The 14,596-nt window shown below is 63.8% G+C and carries 11 protein-coding genes and 2 tRNA genes; 1 reads left to right on the forward strand and 12 read right to left on the reverse strand.

Annotated elements, in window-relative coordinates; genetic code table 11:
• Positions 1 to 31: 31 nt before the first annotated feature.
• Positions 32 to 907: a glycosyltransferase family 2 protein gene (locus ACV095_RS20680; protein ID WP_478222623.1), complete on the forward strand. Its 876-nt coding sequence runs from the start codon at positions 32 to 34 to the stop codon at positions 905 to 907.
• A 1-nt stretch (position 908) separates the two neighbouring features.
• Here ACV095_RS20680 and ACV095_RS20685 read toward each other — a convergent pair whose 3' ends face one another.
• From ACV095_RS20685 to dnaA, 12 genes are all read right to left on the reverse strand, one after another.
• On the reverse strand, positions 909 to 1,835 hold the full coding sequence (locus ACV095_RS20685; RefSeq protein ID WP_478222624.1) for a DMT family transporter: 927 nt from the start codon (positions 1,833 to 1,835) through the stop codon (positions 909 to 911).
• 82 nt (positions 1,836 to 1,917) lie between these two features.
• A tRNA-Ala gene (locus ACV095_RS20690) sits at positions 1,918 to 1,993 on the reverse strand.
• Positions 1,994 to 2,065: 72 nt separating this feature from the next.
• Complete coding sequence (locus tag ACV095_RS20695) at positions 2,066 to 2,182, reverse strand: DLW-39 family protein (RefSeq protein ID WP_018769884.1); 117 nt, start codon at positions 2,180 to 2,182, stop codon at positions 2,066 to 2,068.
• A gap of 71 nt (positions 2,183 to 2,253) precedes the next feature.
• Positions 2,254 to 2,327: transfer RNA gene (locus ACV095_RS20700), tRNA-Ile, on the reverse strand.
• Between the two features lie 97 nt (positions 2,328 to 2,424).
• Positions 2,425 to 3,096 carry a DUF3566 domain-containing protein gene (locus tag ACV095_RS20705; RefSeq protein WP_026265862.1) on the reverse strand — a complete coding sequence of 224 codons (672 nt, stop codon included), beginning with the start codon at positions 3,094 to 3,096 and terminating at the stop codon, positions 2,425 to 2,427.
• The gene (gene gyrA, locus ACV095_RS20710; protein ID WP_018769882.1) at positions 3,089 to 5,767 is read right to left on the reverse strand and encodes a DNA gyrase subunit A; all 2,679 of its coding nucleotides are present in this window, start codon (positions 5,765 to 5,767) and stop codon (positions 3,089 to 3,091) included. The genes ACV095_RS20705 and gyrA overlap by 8 nt, the downstream gene beginning before the upstream one ends.
• 55 nt (positions 5,768 to 5,822) lie before the next feature.
• Positions 5,823 to 7,907: a DNA topoisomerase (ATP-hydrolyzing) subunit B gene (gene gyrB, locus ACV095_RS20715; protein ID WP_026265861.1), complete on the reverse strand. Its 2,085-nt coding sequence runs from the start codon at positions 7,905 to 7,907 to the stop codon at positions 5,823 to 5,825.
• A gap of 378 nt (positions 7,908 to 8,285) precedes the next feature.
• Positions 8,286 to 8,840 (reverse strand): DciA family protein, encoded by a 555-nt coding sequence (locus ACV095_RS20720; RefSeq protein ID WP_018769880.1) that lies wholly within the window; start codon positions 8,838 to 8,840, stop codon positions 8,286 to 8,288.
• Complete coding sequence (gene recF / locus ACV095_RS20725; protein WP_478222625.1) at positions 8,830 to 10,035, reverse strand: DNA replication/repair protein RecF; 1,206 nt, start codon at positions 10,033 to 10,035, stop codon at positions 8,830 to 8,832. The genes ACV095_RS20720 and recF overlap by 11 nt, the downstream gene beginning before the upstream one ends.
• Positions 10,036 to 10,080: 45 nt before the next feature.
• Complete coding sequence (gnd, locus tag ACV095_RS20730) at positions 10,081 to 10,965, reverse strand: phosphogluconate dehydrogenase (NAD(+)-dependent, decarboxylating) (protein WP_478222626.1); 885 nt, start codon at positions 10,963 to 10,965, stop codon at positions 10,081 to 10,083.
• Positions 10,966 to 11,074: 109 nt separating this feature from the next.
• Positions 11,075 to 12,199, reverse strand: a complete 1,125-nt coding sequence (gene dnaN / locus ACV095_RS20735) for a DNA polymerase III subunit beta (protein WP_018769877.1) — start codon at positions 12,197 to 12,199, stop codon at positions 11,075 to 11,077.
• A 537-nt stretch (positions 12,200 to 12,736) separates the two neighbouring features.
• A complete protein-coding gene (gene dnaA / locus ACV095_RS20740; protein ID WP_018769876.1) occupies positions 12,737 to 14,158 on the reverse strand; it encodes a chromosomal replication initiator protein DnaA in 1,422 nt (473 codons plus the stop codon).
• Between the last annotated feature and the right edge of the window lie 438 nt (positions 14,159 to 14,596).

A 14,596-nucleotide genomic window follows, 5' to 3' on the forward strand; every position in this document is an offset into this window, starting at 1 on the left:
AGGCGGTGGCCCTGGTGCTAGATTTGTAGTGATGCCAGCCAATCGACCCTCTGGGGATGCCTTGAACGACGCAGCCGAACAGCTCCGCGTGTCCATCGTCATCCCGGCATACAACGAGGAAAGCGTGATCAGGCAGTGCCTCATCGCTGCCATCTACCAGTCCGTTCCCGCCCACGAGATCATCGTGGTGGACAACCTTTCCAAAGACCGCACTGCCGACATTGTCCGCCAGATGCAGCTTGAGTACCCGGAAAGTCCCATCGTCCTGCTGAGCCAGGACCGGGAGCAGGGACTGATCCCCACCCGGAACTTCGGTCTGGACAGCGCCACCGGGGACATCCTGGGTCGCATTGACGCGGACTCCATCGTGGAGCCGGACTGGGTTGAGCAGGTCCAGAAGGCTTTTGCTGACTGGTCCGTCCAGGCTGCCACGGGCCCTGTGGTGTACTACGACATGCCGATGCGCCGCTTTGGGCTCAAGGCCGACGATAAAATGCGCCAGCTGATGCTCAAGCTGGCCAAGCACCAGTACCATTTCCTGTTCGGCTCCAATATGGCCCTGCGGGCCAGTGCCTGGGAGACCATCCGCTCCGAGACCTGCCGCGATGAAAAGGACGAAATGCACGAGGACATCGATTTGTCCCTGCACCTGGCCGATCATGAGCTTCCGGTGCGGTACTGGCCGCAAATGGTGTCCGGGATGTCGGCACGCCGGCTGGAGGATTCCCCGCGCGACTACCGCTACTACGTCACCCGTTTTGACCGGACCTATAAAGCCCACAATGTCAGGAAGATGGCGTTGAAGGCCCCCATGGTGGTCTTCTTCTCGGTATATTTCCCGGCCAAGCTCCTCCGGGCCATCCACACGGTCAACACAGCCCAGCCCGTGCGCCGCGGCGGGCAGTAGCTCAGTCCGTCCCCAACTCCGCGAGCCGGTCCGGCGGCGGGGCCGTTCCGCGCCGCGTTGCCATTGCGGCCCTCTGGCCCAGGACCACGACGGCGAGTCCAGCCAGGATCAGGCCGAGTCCGGCGTACGTGCCGGCCGGCAGGGTCTCGTGCAGGAACACGGCAGCCAGCAGCGCTGCGCCGGGGATCTCCAGGAGGATGATCATGGAGACGATGAGCGGGCTCATGGTGGCCAGCAGGTGGTTGAATGCGGTGTGGCCCACCAGCTGCGCACAGACGGTGATGGCTGCGATTCCCAGCCAGCCTGCGGGCTCGAACCCGGCCAGGGGTTGGCCGGCGAACAGCGCCAGTACTGCCACGAGGGCGGCGCACATCCCGTAGCAAAGCGTGGTGTAGGTTCCGGTGGTCATGCTTTGCCGCGCCTTGCCCCCGGCCAGGGTGTAGAGGCCTGCCAGTGCGCCACCGGCCACCGCCAGCAGGTCTCCCGTGAGTGCCTGCGGTGAGGTTCCGAGGTCGAAGCCGGTGATGGCAACGACCCCGCCGAAGGCGATGCCCAGACCGGCCAGGACCTGCCAGCGGTGCCGGGTGCCGCGGAAGAGCTGGAAGACCGCAATCCAGGCCGACTGCAGGCAGACCAGGGCTGTTGCGGCGGCTACGGAGGTGAGCTGCAGGGAAGTGATGAAGCAGGCAAAGTGCAGTGCGAGGGCGACCGCGGCCAGGGACGACCAGCCGAACTCGCGGCGGGAAATCCTGCCGAACTGGCGGGGCTCCCGGACCAGGGTGGGCGTGGCCATGACGGCCGCTCCGATGGCGTTCCGCCAAAAGGCAATGGCCAGGGCGCTGACGCTGGTTGCGCCAAGTGTGGCCGCTATCAGGGGGCCCGATGAGGCGACGCCGAGAACGCCGAGGGCCGCGATGATCAGATTCACGGCAACCCCCTGAAGCTCGTCCCTGACAGAGATGGAAAGCGAAAAGTCCCGGCCAGCGTTTCCGCTGACCGGGACTTCCTTATGGTGGAGGCACGGGGACTCGAACCCCGAACCCCCTGCTTGCAAAGCAGGTGCGCTACCAATTGCGCCATGCCCCCATAAGAAGCAACCCGTCAATCATACCCTAGAACCGTGGAGCCCCTGACAGGCTCCCGGTGCGGGCTCCCGGGCTAGTCCACCGTATCGGTTGACTTGCTCCAGACTGTTTTCCGGGCTTCGGATTCCTGTGCTTTCCGGTAGACCAGGATGCCTGCGATTGCCGCTGCCAGTACAAGCAACTTCTTCACATGCTCCCCGTTCCAGCCAGGTAATGGATGAATCCATCCCTGACCCTTGTTTGAAACCTGCACAGGTTCCGTGGGCGTACCAGGACTTGAACCTGGGACCTCTTCGTTATCAGCGAAGCGCTCTAACCGCCTGAGCTATACGCCCCGATCCCTCATCGGGCCGAGACATGACTTTACAGCACACCCCGGCCCGATCTCAAATCGGGCCTTTCCGCCGGTTTTGGGCCGGCGGAAATGGCTTCCTAGTCGTCGGTGAGGGTAACGCCAATGCCGCCCACCAGGGTGGCAGAAATGTTGTAGAGGACAGCTGACAGCATGGACAGCGCCGTCAACAGGACGACGTTGACCACGGCAATGATGGTGGCGAACGAGGCGACCTGTCCCAGTGAGGCCACCTTCTTCAGTTCGAAGCCGCCGCTTTCAGAACCTGCGAGCGTACCGAGCAGGCTGTCCACCTGGTCGAAGATCCCGGTCAGGTCCAGAACAGTCCAGAGGACAATGGCGGCCACCACGGTAACGATTCCCAGTGCCACGGAGAGCAGGAACGCCATCTTCAGGACGGACCACGGGTCCACCTTGCTGATCAGAAGACGGGCCCGGCGGACCTTGGCCTTCGGCGCCGGCTTGACCAGGCCGGGCGTCCCCTGGCCCGGGGCCCCTTGGGCGGGACGCTGCCCCGCCGGTGCCGGGCGCTGCCCCTGAGGGCCCTGGAAGGGGCGCTGGCCGGGCTGCGCGGGACGGTCTCCCTGCTGCGGCCGCTGGCCCGGGACAGCAGGTCGCTGGCCGGGAGCGCCGGCAGGGGCTGCCGGCCGCTGCTGCGGACGTACGGGGGCGTTCACGCGGGGAGCCCCTGCAGGCCGGTTCCCGTCGGGAACAGTACTGTTCGGCTTGGGAAATGAGTCGGAATTACTCACTCGTTACCTCCGTGTTGTCTTCGTTCGGCTCAGCGTCGCCCGAGGCGTCCTCTGACTCAACGGCCGGTGATTCTTCTGCCACTGCTGGCTCGGCGGATTCCCCAGCGGTCCCGCCATCTTCAGCCAACGTTACGTCATCCCCCGAGGATTCCTCGTCCTCAAGACCGCGTTCGCTGTTGCGTGCCACCTCAATGATCCGGTCGTTCTTGTCCGGCTTGGCGAAGATGACGCCCATGGTGTCACGGCCCTTGGCCGGGACACCGGCAACGGAGGAGCGGACAACCTTGCCGCCCTCCATGACCACCAGGACTTCATCCTCCTCCTGGACAATGAGCGCCCCCACGAGGTGCCCGCGCTCTTCCTGGTACTTGCCCACCTTGATGCCCAGGCCGCCGCGGCCCTGGAGGCGGTATTCCTCCACGGCCGTACGCTTGGCGTAGCCGCCCTCAGTTACGACGAACACGAATGAGCCGTCGGTGACCACGTCGGCAGCCAGGAGTTCATCGTCCTCACGGAACTTCATGCCGGTCACACCCGAGGTGGCACGTCCCATGGGGCGCAGCGCGTCGTCCGTAGCGGTGAAGCGGATGGACTGGCCCTTGCGGGACACCAGGAAGAGGTCGTCGGTTTCCGACACAAGCTGGGCGGAGACCAGTTCATCGCCGTCGCGCAGGTTGATGGCGATTACGCCTGCGGAACGGTTGGTGTCATAGTCCTCCAGCCTGGTCTTCTTCACCAGGCCCCTCTTGGTGGCCAGGACCAGGTACGGCGCCTGCTGGTAGTCCTTCAGGTCAAGGACCTGGGCAATGTGCTCATCCGGCTGGAATGCCAGCAGGTTGGCCACGTGCTGGCCCTTGGCATCCCGGCCCGCTTCCATCAACTCGTATGCCTTGGCACGGTAGACCCGGCCCAGGTTGGTGAAGAACAACAGCCAGTGGTGGGTGGTGGTCACGAAGAAGTGTTCCACTACATCGTCACCCCGAAGCTGGGCACCCTTGATGCCCTTGCCGCCGCGCTGCTGCGACCGGTAGTTGTCGCTGCGGGTGCGCTTGACGTAGCCGCCGCGGGTGATGGTGACCACCATCTCCTCTTCGGGGATGAGGTCCTCCATGGACATGTCGCCATCAAAGCCCATCAGGATCTTGGTCCGGCGGTCGTCACCGTGCTTGTCAACGATTTCGCCCAGTTCGACGCTGATGATCTCGCGCTGGCGCTGCTCGGAGCCCAGGATCGCGTTGTACTCCTCGATCAGGGCTTCAAGTTCGGCGTGCCGGTCCTGGATCTTTTGGCGTTCCAGGGCGGCCAGGCGCCGCAGCTGCATGTCCAGGATGGCCCGGGCCTGCAGCTCGTCGATATCCAGCAGTTCCATCAATCCGTCGCGTGCGGCTTCGGTGGTGTTGGAGGCACGGATCAGGGCAATGACCTCGTCCAGCATGTCCAGTGCCTTAAGGAGGGCACGGAGGATGTGGGCTTCCTCTTCCGCCTTGCGCAGGCGGTAACGGGTACGGCGCGCAATGACGTCCATTTGGTGGGTTACCCAGTGCCGGATGAACGCATCGAGGCTGAGTGTCCGCGGAACGCCGTCCACGATGGCGAGCATGTTGGCGGAGAAGTTGCTCTGCAGCTCTGTGTGTTTGTAAAGGTTGTTGAGCACCACCTTGGGCACTGCATCGCGCTTGAGGACGATCACCAGGCGCTGGCCGGTGCGGCCGGAGGTTTCGTCCCGGAGGTCGGCGATGCCTGAGATCTTGCCGTCCTTGACCAGTTCGGCGATCTTGATGGCCAGGTTGTCAGGGTTGGCCTGGTACGGGAGCTCCGTGACCACCAGGCAGGTGCGGCCCTGCAGTTCCTCAACCGCAACCACTGCGCGCATGGTGACCGAACCGCGGCCGGTCCGGTAGGCGTCCTCGATGCCCTTGTGGCCCAGGATGGTGGCGCCGGTTGGGAAGTCGGGGCCCTTGACCCGCACCAGCAGTTCCTCGAGCAGTTCTTCCCGGGTGGCGCCGGGGTTGGCCAGGTACCACTGCACGCCGTCGGCAACTTCCCGGAGGTTGTGCGGCGGGATGTTGGTGGCCATGCCAACGGCAATGCCCGAGGAGCCATTCACCAGCAGGTTGGGGAACCTTGCCGGCAGGATGGTGGGTTCCTGGTTCTTGCCGTCGTAGTTGTCCTGGAAGTCGACGGTTTCCTCGTCGATATCCCGGACCATTTCCATGGCGAGCGGTGCCATCTTGGTTTCGGTGTACCGGGGTGCCGCTGCGCCGTCGTTGCCGGGCGAACCGAAGTTGCCCTGGCCAAGGGCCAGCGGGTAGCGCATGGTCCAGTCCTGGATGAGGCGGACCAGGGCGTCGTAGATGGCGGTGTCGCCATGCGGGTGGTACTGGCCCATGACCTCGCCCACCACGCGGGCGCACTTGTTGAAGGACCGGTCGGGGCGGTAGCCGCCGTCGAACATCGCGTACAGGACTCGGCGGTGCACGGGCTTGAGGCCGTCGCGGACGTCCGGAAGGGCACGGCCCACGATGACGGCCATGGCGTAGTCCAGGTAGGAACGCTGCATTTCGGTCTGCAGGTCCACCTGTTCCACACGGTCGATCAGCACGTCGCCTTCAAGAACGGTGTCCGGAGTCCCGGCCTCGGGGGCGGGAATCTCGGGGGTTTCGTCGCTCATTCTTTATTTTCCGTTTCAGGTATATGTCTGGTTCCGAATACTTTGGAGCGGGTCCTTAGATGTCCAGGAACCTGACGTCCTTGGCGTTCTGCTGGATGAAGTTGCGGCGTGATTCCACGTCCTCGCCCATGAGGACGGAGAAGATCTGGTCGGCGGCAAGGGCATCGTCCATGGTCACCTGCAGCAGCGTGCGGTGGTCGGGATCCATGGTGGTGTCCCACAGCTCGGTGTAGTCCATCTCGCCCAGGCCCTTGTAGCGCTGGATGCCGTTATCCTTGGGGATGCGGCGACCGGCGGCCTGTCCCGCCACCAGCTTGGCGTCGCGTTCGCGGTCGCTGTAGACGTAGTCATGCGGCGCGTTGGACCATTTGATCCGGTACAGCGGCGGCTGCGCCAGGTACACGTAGCCGTTCTCGATCAGGGGACGCATGTAGCGGAACAGCAGGGTCATCAGCAGGGTGGTGATGTGCTGGCCATCCACGTCGGCATCTGCCATGAGCACAATCTTGTGGTACCGCAGCTTGGCGAGGTCGAAGTCCTCACCGATGCCGGTTCCGAAGGCGGTGATCATGGACTGGACCTCCGCGTTGCCCAGGGCTTTGTCCAGGCGCGCGCGTTCCACGTTCAGGATCTTGCCGCGCAGCGGCAGGATGGCCTGTGTCTCGGGGTTGCGGCCGCGCTTGGCGGAACCACCGGCGGAGTCACCCTCCACGATATAGACCTCGCACTTTTCCGGATCCTTGGAGGAGCAGTCGGAAAGCTTGCCAGGCATGCCAAAGGACTCCAGCGGGCTCTTGCGCCGGGCGTTGTCCCGGGCCTTGCGCGCTGCCATCCTTGCCTGGGCGGCGGAGATCGCCTTGCGGATGACGTCGCGGGCGGGGCCTGGGTTGCGCTCCAGCCAGTCGCCCAGGCCGTCGGTGACAACGCGCTGGACGAAGCCCTTGACCTCGGAGTTGCCCAGCTTGGTTTTGGTCTGGCCTTCGAACTGGGGTTCAGCCAGTTTGACGGAGATGACGGCGGTGAGGCCCTCACGGATGTCGTCACCCGTGAGGTTGTCTTCCTTCTCCTTGATGATGCCCTTCTCCCGGGCGTACCGGTTGATGAGGGATGTCAGGGCAGCGCGGAAACCTTCTTCGTGGGTGCCGCCCTCGTGGGTGTTGATGGTGTTGGCGTAGGTGTGCACGCTCTCGGAGTACGCGCTGGTCCACTGCATGGCCATTTCCAGGGCGATGCGGCGTTCCGTATCCTCGGTTTCGAAGGCGATGACGTCTTCGTGGACAACCTCCACCTTCTTGCCCGAGTTCAGGTGCTTGACGTAGTCCAGCAGGCCTTCGTCGTACTGGTACACCACTGTGCGGTGCTCTGCGCTGACCTCGCCCTCGGTGCTGAGGTCGTCGAGGTCCAGGTCGCCGTCCGAGTCGTCGGCTGCCGTGCGCTCGTCCGTCAAGGTGATACGCAGGCCCTTGTTCAGGAAGGCCATCTGCTGGAAACGGGCGCGGAGCGTCTCGAAATCGAACTCGGTGGATTCAAAGATCGCAGGATCGGGGTAGAAGGTCTGGGTGGTGCCGGTGGCGTCCGTCTCCTCGCCCTTCACCAGGCTGCCCTGGGGCTTGCCGCCGTCGGCAAACGACATCCGCCATACGTGCCCCTGGCGCCGCACTTCGGTGTCCACGCGGCTGGAGAGGGCGTTGACCACGGAAATGCCGACACCGTGCAGGCCACCGGAGACGGCATAACCGCCGCCGCCGAACTTGCCGCCGGCGTGCAGGATGGTCATGACCACCTCGACGGTGGGCTTATGTTCAGTGGGGTGCATGTCCACGGGAATGCCGCGGCCGTCGTCCACCACCTTCACGCCGCCGTCGGCCTGAAGGACCACCTCGATATGGCTGCAGTAGCCGGCCAGCGCCTCATCCACTGAGTTGTCCACCACTTCATAGACCAGGTGGTGCAGGCCGCGGGGCCCTGTGGAGCCGATGTACATGCCGGGACGCTTGCGGACAGCTTCGAGGCCTTCAAGCACAGTGATATCGCTGGCGCCGTATTCCCTTTGGGTGCTGGGCGCAGCCGGGGTATCAGGGGTGCGGCCATCCTCGACTGCTGTATCTGCTGCCAGAATATCTGTATTGTCGTTAGCCACAGGCGCTGCGACTCCTCTGTTCTCGATGATGGCCGGCCGGTTTCTTTTCCCAGGGAAAAGCCACCCGCCAACAGGCACAAACTTATGGCGCCGGTGACTTGTTGACGGTTGGTGCTCCACGCTCCGCACGCGGATAGCGCGCGGAGAACGGACTGGTGTCAACGTTTCATCCGCGCCCAGTTATCTGCATCGATTCTACCGCGAACAGGTCCAGATCCCTGCATTCGGAGGGCCTTCGCCGCCAGTGAACATGGCCCTCCGAGGCTCTGGGTCCCGCCTAGGGCGGCCCCGCGGTACGCCCTCCGGGTGCCTATACACGCTGCGGTCCTTACAGCGCCCTACACGCCCTCGGGCGCAGTTTCAAGAGCTGGGTGCCGGCTATCCGTACGTGTCCCGCGGCCCACGGCCGTTGACGCTGCGTCCACCCTTGCGCCAGCTGGGTGCCGAGGGGCCGAGTACCTGGATGCTGGTCACCACGCCGTCGCCCAGTTCCCGGCGGAATTTATCGAGGAGGCTGCTGCTCAAAAGCCGCAGCTGCGTGGCCCAGGCAGTGGAATCACACCGCACGTGGAGTGTGGTGTCGGTAAAGCTTTCGGGAGTGCAGTGGGCCGAGATTTCCGGCCCCACCAGTGTGGCCCACTCCGCCATGACGGACCCGACGGCCACCGGTGACGTCCAGCCGCGCTCTGCCACCAGCCGGCCAACAACTTTTCCCAGGCCCAGGGGGTCGCGGCCCGTGGAGTGGAACTGGCTGAAGCCGCGCGTGTCACGGATACCGCCCTTGGCCTTCTGCGAACCAGGCCGGGCCACCCTGCGGCGGACTTCACCGCGCGCGGCCGCGGCTTCGCGCATCCGGTTCAGCGCAGCCTGCGGGGCATCGATGTTGTCAGGCTCGCGGCCGGGCTGCGGCCCGCCGCCCTGCTCAGTGCTCATCGATACCTCCCGGGATGACCTTCACCCGCCGCCCGGACAGCTCTTCCGGAATATCGGCGTCGACGGCGGCGGTCACCAGGACCTGTTCCGCGCCGGAGACTATTGCCGCCAGTTTACGCCGCCGCTGGACATCAAGTTCGGCAAACACATCGTCCAGGATGAGGATGGGCGCCGAGCCTCCGGTCCGGGCATCGTCCAGCATCACGTAGTACGAGGCCAGCCGGAGCGACAGGCACATGGACCATGTTTCCCCATGCGAGGCATACCCCTTGGCCGGCGCCTGGCCCAGCATCAGCTCCAGTTCGTCACGGTGCGGCCCGACCAGCGATATGCCCCGTTCCAGTTCCTTCTTCCGCGACTCCGCAAAGGCCTGGACATACCGTTCCGTGAGTTGTTCCACCGAGAGAAGTCGCAGGTCATCCTGCCCGTCCGAAGTACCCCCGGCAGCGGCGCGCTGCACGCCGCCGGCCGGGACGCCGTCGTCGTCCATTTGGTTCTGGAGCGTTGAACGGTAGGTGGCGTCGGCGGGCTTGGTGGCGTCCGTGAGCTCAGCATAGGCGCGGGCCAGGTGCGGGCGGAGCCGTTCCACCAGCTCCAGCCGGGCGTGCAACAGTTCCGCGCCGGCGCGGGCCATGTGCTGGTCCCATACGTCGAGGGTGGATTCATGCGCTGCGGTGAATTTTCCGGCGCGGGCCGATTTCAGCAGGGCATTGCGCTGTTTCAGGACACGGTCGTAGTCACTGCGGGTGGCGGCATGATGCGGAATAAGGCTGGCCAGCAGCTCATCAAGGAAGCGGCGGCGGTTGGACGGATCGCCCTTGACCAATGCCAGGTCTTCCGGCGCGAACAGGACGGTCTGGCAGATGCCGAGAAGATCGCGGGCACGGACCGGGTTGCTGCGGTTGATGCGGCCACGGTTGGCGCGGCCGGCATTGATTTCCAGCTCGAGGACCGTGACCTGGGTTCCGCGGACCAGCCGGGCACGCACCAGGGCACGCTCCGTGCCGAACCGCAGCAGCGGCGCATCGGAACCCACCCGGTGCGAGCTGAGCGTGGCCAGGTAGCCGATGGCCTCCATGAGGTTGGTCTTGCCGATGCCGTTGTATCCCACCAGGACGGTGACGCCCGGGCCCAGGGCAAGGTCAACCTGGGCGTAACTGCGGAAGTCGGTCAGTGAAAGGTGTTCCAGGTACACGCGGTTTTCGGCAATTCTGGGAACGCTGCTGGTTCCCGGTGGGTGCTACTTGGCGGGACGGGTTGCGTGGCCGCCAAACTGGTGGCGGAGCGCGGAAACCATCTTCATGGCAGGAGAGGTGTCTTCGCGCGATGCGAACCGGGCGAACAGCGCGGCGGTGATGGCCGGAGCGGGCACTGCGTTGGCAATGGCCTCTTCCACGGTCCAGCGGCCCTCGCCCGAGTCCTCTACGTAGTCGTCGATCGAGGACAGTCCCGGGTCCTCGTCAAGTGCCTTGACCATGAGGTCCAGCAGCCACGAGCGGACCACCGTTCCCTTCTGCCATGCCCGGAAGGTGCCGGGCAGGTCGGTGACGATGTCCTTGGCCGCGAGTAGTTCGTAGCCTTCGGCATATGCCTGCATCAGGCCGTACTCGATTCCGTTGTGGACCATCTTGGCGTAATGGCCGGCACCGATGCCGCCCACGTGGACGAAACTGTCCGCCCGTTCGCCCTCGGGGCGCAGGGCGTCAAAGACGGGCAGTGCGCGTTCGATGTCGGCGGCGTCACCGCCGGCCATCAGTCCATAGCCGTTCTGCAGGCCCCAGACTCCGCCCGAGACGCCGCAGTCCGCAAAGCGGATCCCCTTGGCGGCAAGCAGTTCGCCGTGTTTCTGGTCTTCGGTGAACCGGGAGTTCCCGCCGTCGATGACCAGGTCGCCCTGTTCCAGTTTTTCACTGAGTTCGCTGATTACCGCGTCCGTGGTGGCCCCCGACGGCACCATCACCCAAATAATCCTGGGCACCGGGACGGCAGCGATCAGGTCATCGACGCTGGCGGCATCAGTGACGTCCGGGTTCCGGTCATAGCCGGTGACCTCCACGCCACTTTTGCGCAGCCGCTCGCGCATGTTGAATCCCATTTTGCCAAGGCCAATCAGTCCAATGTGCATTATGCGGGTTCTCTTTTCTGCGCTGGTGGGGGATGGGTAGCCCAACTGCGTGCGCCCACGCCGCCAGGGTTCCGTGGCTGAGCTTGCGAAGGCTGGGAGCCGATGGGGACTAGTTGGGAAGGCGGACCGGCATCACCAGGTAGCGGTAGTCATCCTGGTCCTCGCCGTCGGCGTCTGCCTGGGCCGTGATCATGGCCGGCTTGGGCGCCGTGGTGAAGGAGAAACGGACGAACTTGGTCTCGATGACGCTGAGGCCTTCAATCAGGTAATGCGGGTTGAAGGCAACCGTGATGTCGTCACCGGAAAGCTGGGCCTCCAGCTCCTCGGAGGCCTGGGCGTCCTCACCGGTGCCGGCGTCCAGGTTCAGCAGGCCTGAGGTGAAAGCAAGCCGGACCGGGGTGTTGCGTTCGGCCACGAGCGAGACGCGCCGGACGGCCTCCACCAGTTCCTGCGTCTGGACGGTGGCGTGGATGGGCGTGGACTCCGGGAACAGCGAACGGATTTTCGGGTAGTCACCGTCCACCAGCAGTGACGTTGTGGTGCGGCCGCCGCTTTCGAAGCCGATAAGCCGGCTGTCGTCGTCGGACAGGGCCAGGTTGATGTCACCGCTGTTGCCCAGCGTCTTGGCCACCTCGTTGAGGGTCTTGGCCTTGACCAGGGCACTGGTGGAGATGCCCGGGGTAACCGGCTTCCACGGTACTTCGCGCATGGCGAGCCGGTACCGGTCCGTTGCCAGAAGCGTTATCAGGTCGTCTTCGATCTCCATCCGCACGCCGGTGAGGATGGGGAGGGTGTCGTCCTTGCTCGCAGCGATGATGACCTGGGAAACGGCCTGGGCAAAGGCGTCGCCCGGAACGGTTCCACTGATGGCCGGCAGGGCAGGCAGCGGGGGGTACTCGGCTTCGGGCATGGTGGCCAGGTGGAAGCTGCTTCGGCGGCAGGTGAGCGTGACTTTGTTGCCATCCGTTTCGACATCCACCGGAGCGGAAGGCAGGCTGCGGCAGATGTCGGCGAGCAGGCGGCCCGACACGAGGATGGTTCCTTCATCCCTGATGTCCGCCGTGATTTCAAGCCGTGCCGAGGTCTCGTAGTCGAAGCTGGAGAGGCTGACCGTTCCCGCTTCAGCCTTCAACAGCAGGCCGGAGAGGACAGGCACCGGCGGCCGCGGAGACAACGAGCGGGCTGTCCAGGTGACGGCTTCTGCCAGGACGTCCCGATCGACTCTGAACTTCACGGAAGGGTGCCGCCTTTCATTGCTGCTGCCAGGTAAACCCGGGAATTTCGCAGGGAAACTCCGGAAGAAGTGGGGCGCACCCTGGCTGGTGCATGGTTCGTCGAGCTCGCAACCACGCAGAAACCCAGGGATGGGAGCGCTGCTGACAGCTTAGCCGGAAGATCCTCGATTAACCCATCCCCCGGTGTACAGCCCGGCCCGCTTTGGGGCCGGCAGGCCCCTCGGCGGGCGTTCGGATCGATCTTGTTGTTTGAGGGAATTCAATTTTTTGGGATTCGTAGTGTTAATAACTGCTGTGGAAACTGTGGATAACCCTGTCCTGCCCCACCGTTCCGCGGTTAAGGCCTGTTCACGGACTGTGCGTTAACTGGGTTTTAAACAGGGTGTGGATGGGGACAACGTGAAGGCCGGTTTTTAACGATCCACAGACGGCTTAAGGGTTTTAAGCCCATTAACCGCGCTTGTCCCCTGAACTATCCACAGGCTTATCCACATGCCCCTGTTAATAAGGTATGGAGTGCCGGGGGCGGTGTGGATTCAGGAGTCGCGCTGTTGCTGTTTGATCCGGTTGGTCAGCTCTGTCACCTGGTTGTAAATCACACGGCGTTCGGCCATCAGTTCGCGGATCTTCCGGTCGGCGTGGATGACCGTCGTATGATCGCGGCCGCCAAGTTCCTGCCCGATCTTGGGAAGCGACATGTCAGTCAGCTCCCGGCAGAGGTACATGGCGATCTGCCGGGCGGTGACCAGCGTCCGGGTCCGGGACTTGCTGCACAGTTCTTCCATGCTGAGCTTGAAGTAGTCCGCCGTCTGTTGGAGGATCTGGGCGGACGTGATCTCCTGCGCGCCGTCGTCGGTAATCAGGTCCTTCAGGACCATTTCGGCAAGTGCCACGTCCACGGGCTGGCGGTTCAGGCTTGCGAAGGCCGTTACCCGGATCAGGGCACCTTCAAGCTCGCGGATATTGCTGGAAATCTTGGAAGCGATGTACTCCAGGGCATCATCCGGTGCCGACAATCCCTCGCTCAGTGCCTTCTTGCGGAGGATGGCGATACGGGTTTCGAGTTCCGGCGGCTGGATGTCCGTCAGCAGGCCCCACTCGAACCGGGACTTCATGCGGTCCTCGAACCCTGCCAGCAGCTTGGGCGGCTGGTCCGAGGTGATGACTACCTGCTTGTTGTTGTTGTGGAGCGAGTTGAATGTGTGGAAGAACTCCTCCAGCGTCCGGTCCTTGCCCGCCAGGAACTGGATGTCGTCGATGAGCAGCACGTCCACGTTCCGGTACGTGGTCTTGAAGCTGGCGCCCTCGTCGTCACGGATGGAGTTGATGAAGTCGTTGGTGAACTCTTCGGAGTTGACGTAGCGGACACGGATCCCGCTGTAGAGCCGCCGGGCGTAGTGGCCGATTGCGTGCAGGAGGTGGGTCTTGCCCAGTCCGGAGTCACCGTAGATGAAGAGCGGGTTGTACGCCTTGGCAGGAGCTTCGGCGACAGCGACGGCGGCTGCGTGGGCAAAGCGGTTCGAGGAACCGATCACGAAGGTGTCGAAGACGTACTTGGGGTTCAACCGGCCGAATTCATGCGACGTGCTGGGCAGCATGGGCTGCGGCTTCTGCTCGATGAGCTGGTCAGGTGCGTAGGCGGGCTCGACGACGGGCTCAGGCTCCTCATGGATGGGAACCAGATCCGTGTCGACGTCGATGGCGCAGCGGATGTCCTCGGAGAAGACGTTGTGCAGGGCATCGTCCAGGGCGTCCTTGACCTGGGTCTGCAGCACTTCCCGGGTGAGTTCATTGGGCACGGCCACCAGGAGGGTGGAACCGATGAGCCCCTGCGCCTGGGCAAGGATGACAAAGCCCCTCTGGCGGGGTGATACGCGGTGGTCCTGTTCCAGCAGGCTGACAACCCGGCGCCAGGAACTTCCGACAGTATTGGCGTGGTTGGCTTCGTCTACTGTCATCAATCGGTTCCCTCAAAACTTGCTTTGCCTGCATTGCCTGCAGCCCAAGTCCGGAACCAGGGTGCTGGCCCCACTTAATCCACAGGGTTATGCACAGTCCGTGGATAATCGGCTACTGGGACACTCTAGGGGATGAAAAGCCTAGAAGATAGCTGGCTATCCGGCTGTGGATAATTACACTGTTGTGGTTCCCGGAACGCCCCTGTGAGCCACTTCATCCACAGGCTGTTGGGGATACTTAGGCACAGCTGGGGACAGCCGCCAAGGCGCCTTCCGGTTTGACTCCGGCCTGCAGATTGCCCTAACGTTGTGAAGTCCTTTGTGTCCGCTTTTTGGCCCCATCTGAACTCTCCAGGCGCAGTGCGTCCGGACAGCCGGGGGAAGCGTGCATATACAAAACTTAGCGTCGGCCAGTTCTTCCCCATACTGATCGGGTGG

It is taken from the genome of Arthrobacter sp. JDC6 (genome assembly GCF_056484025.1).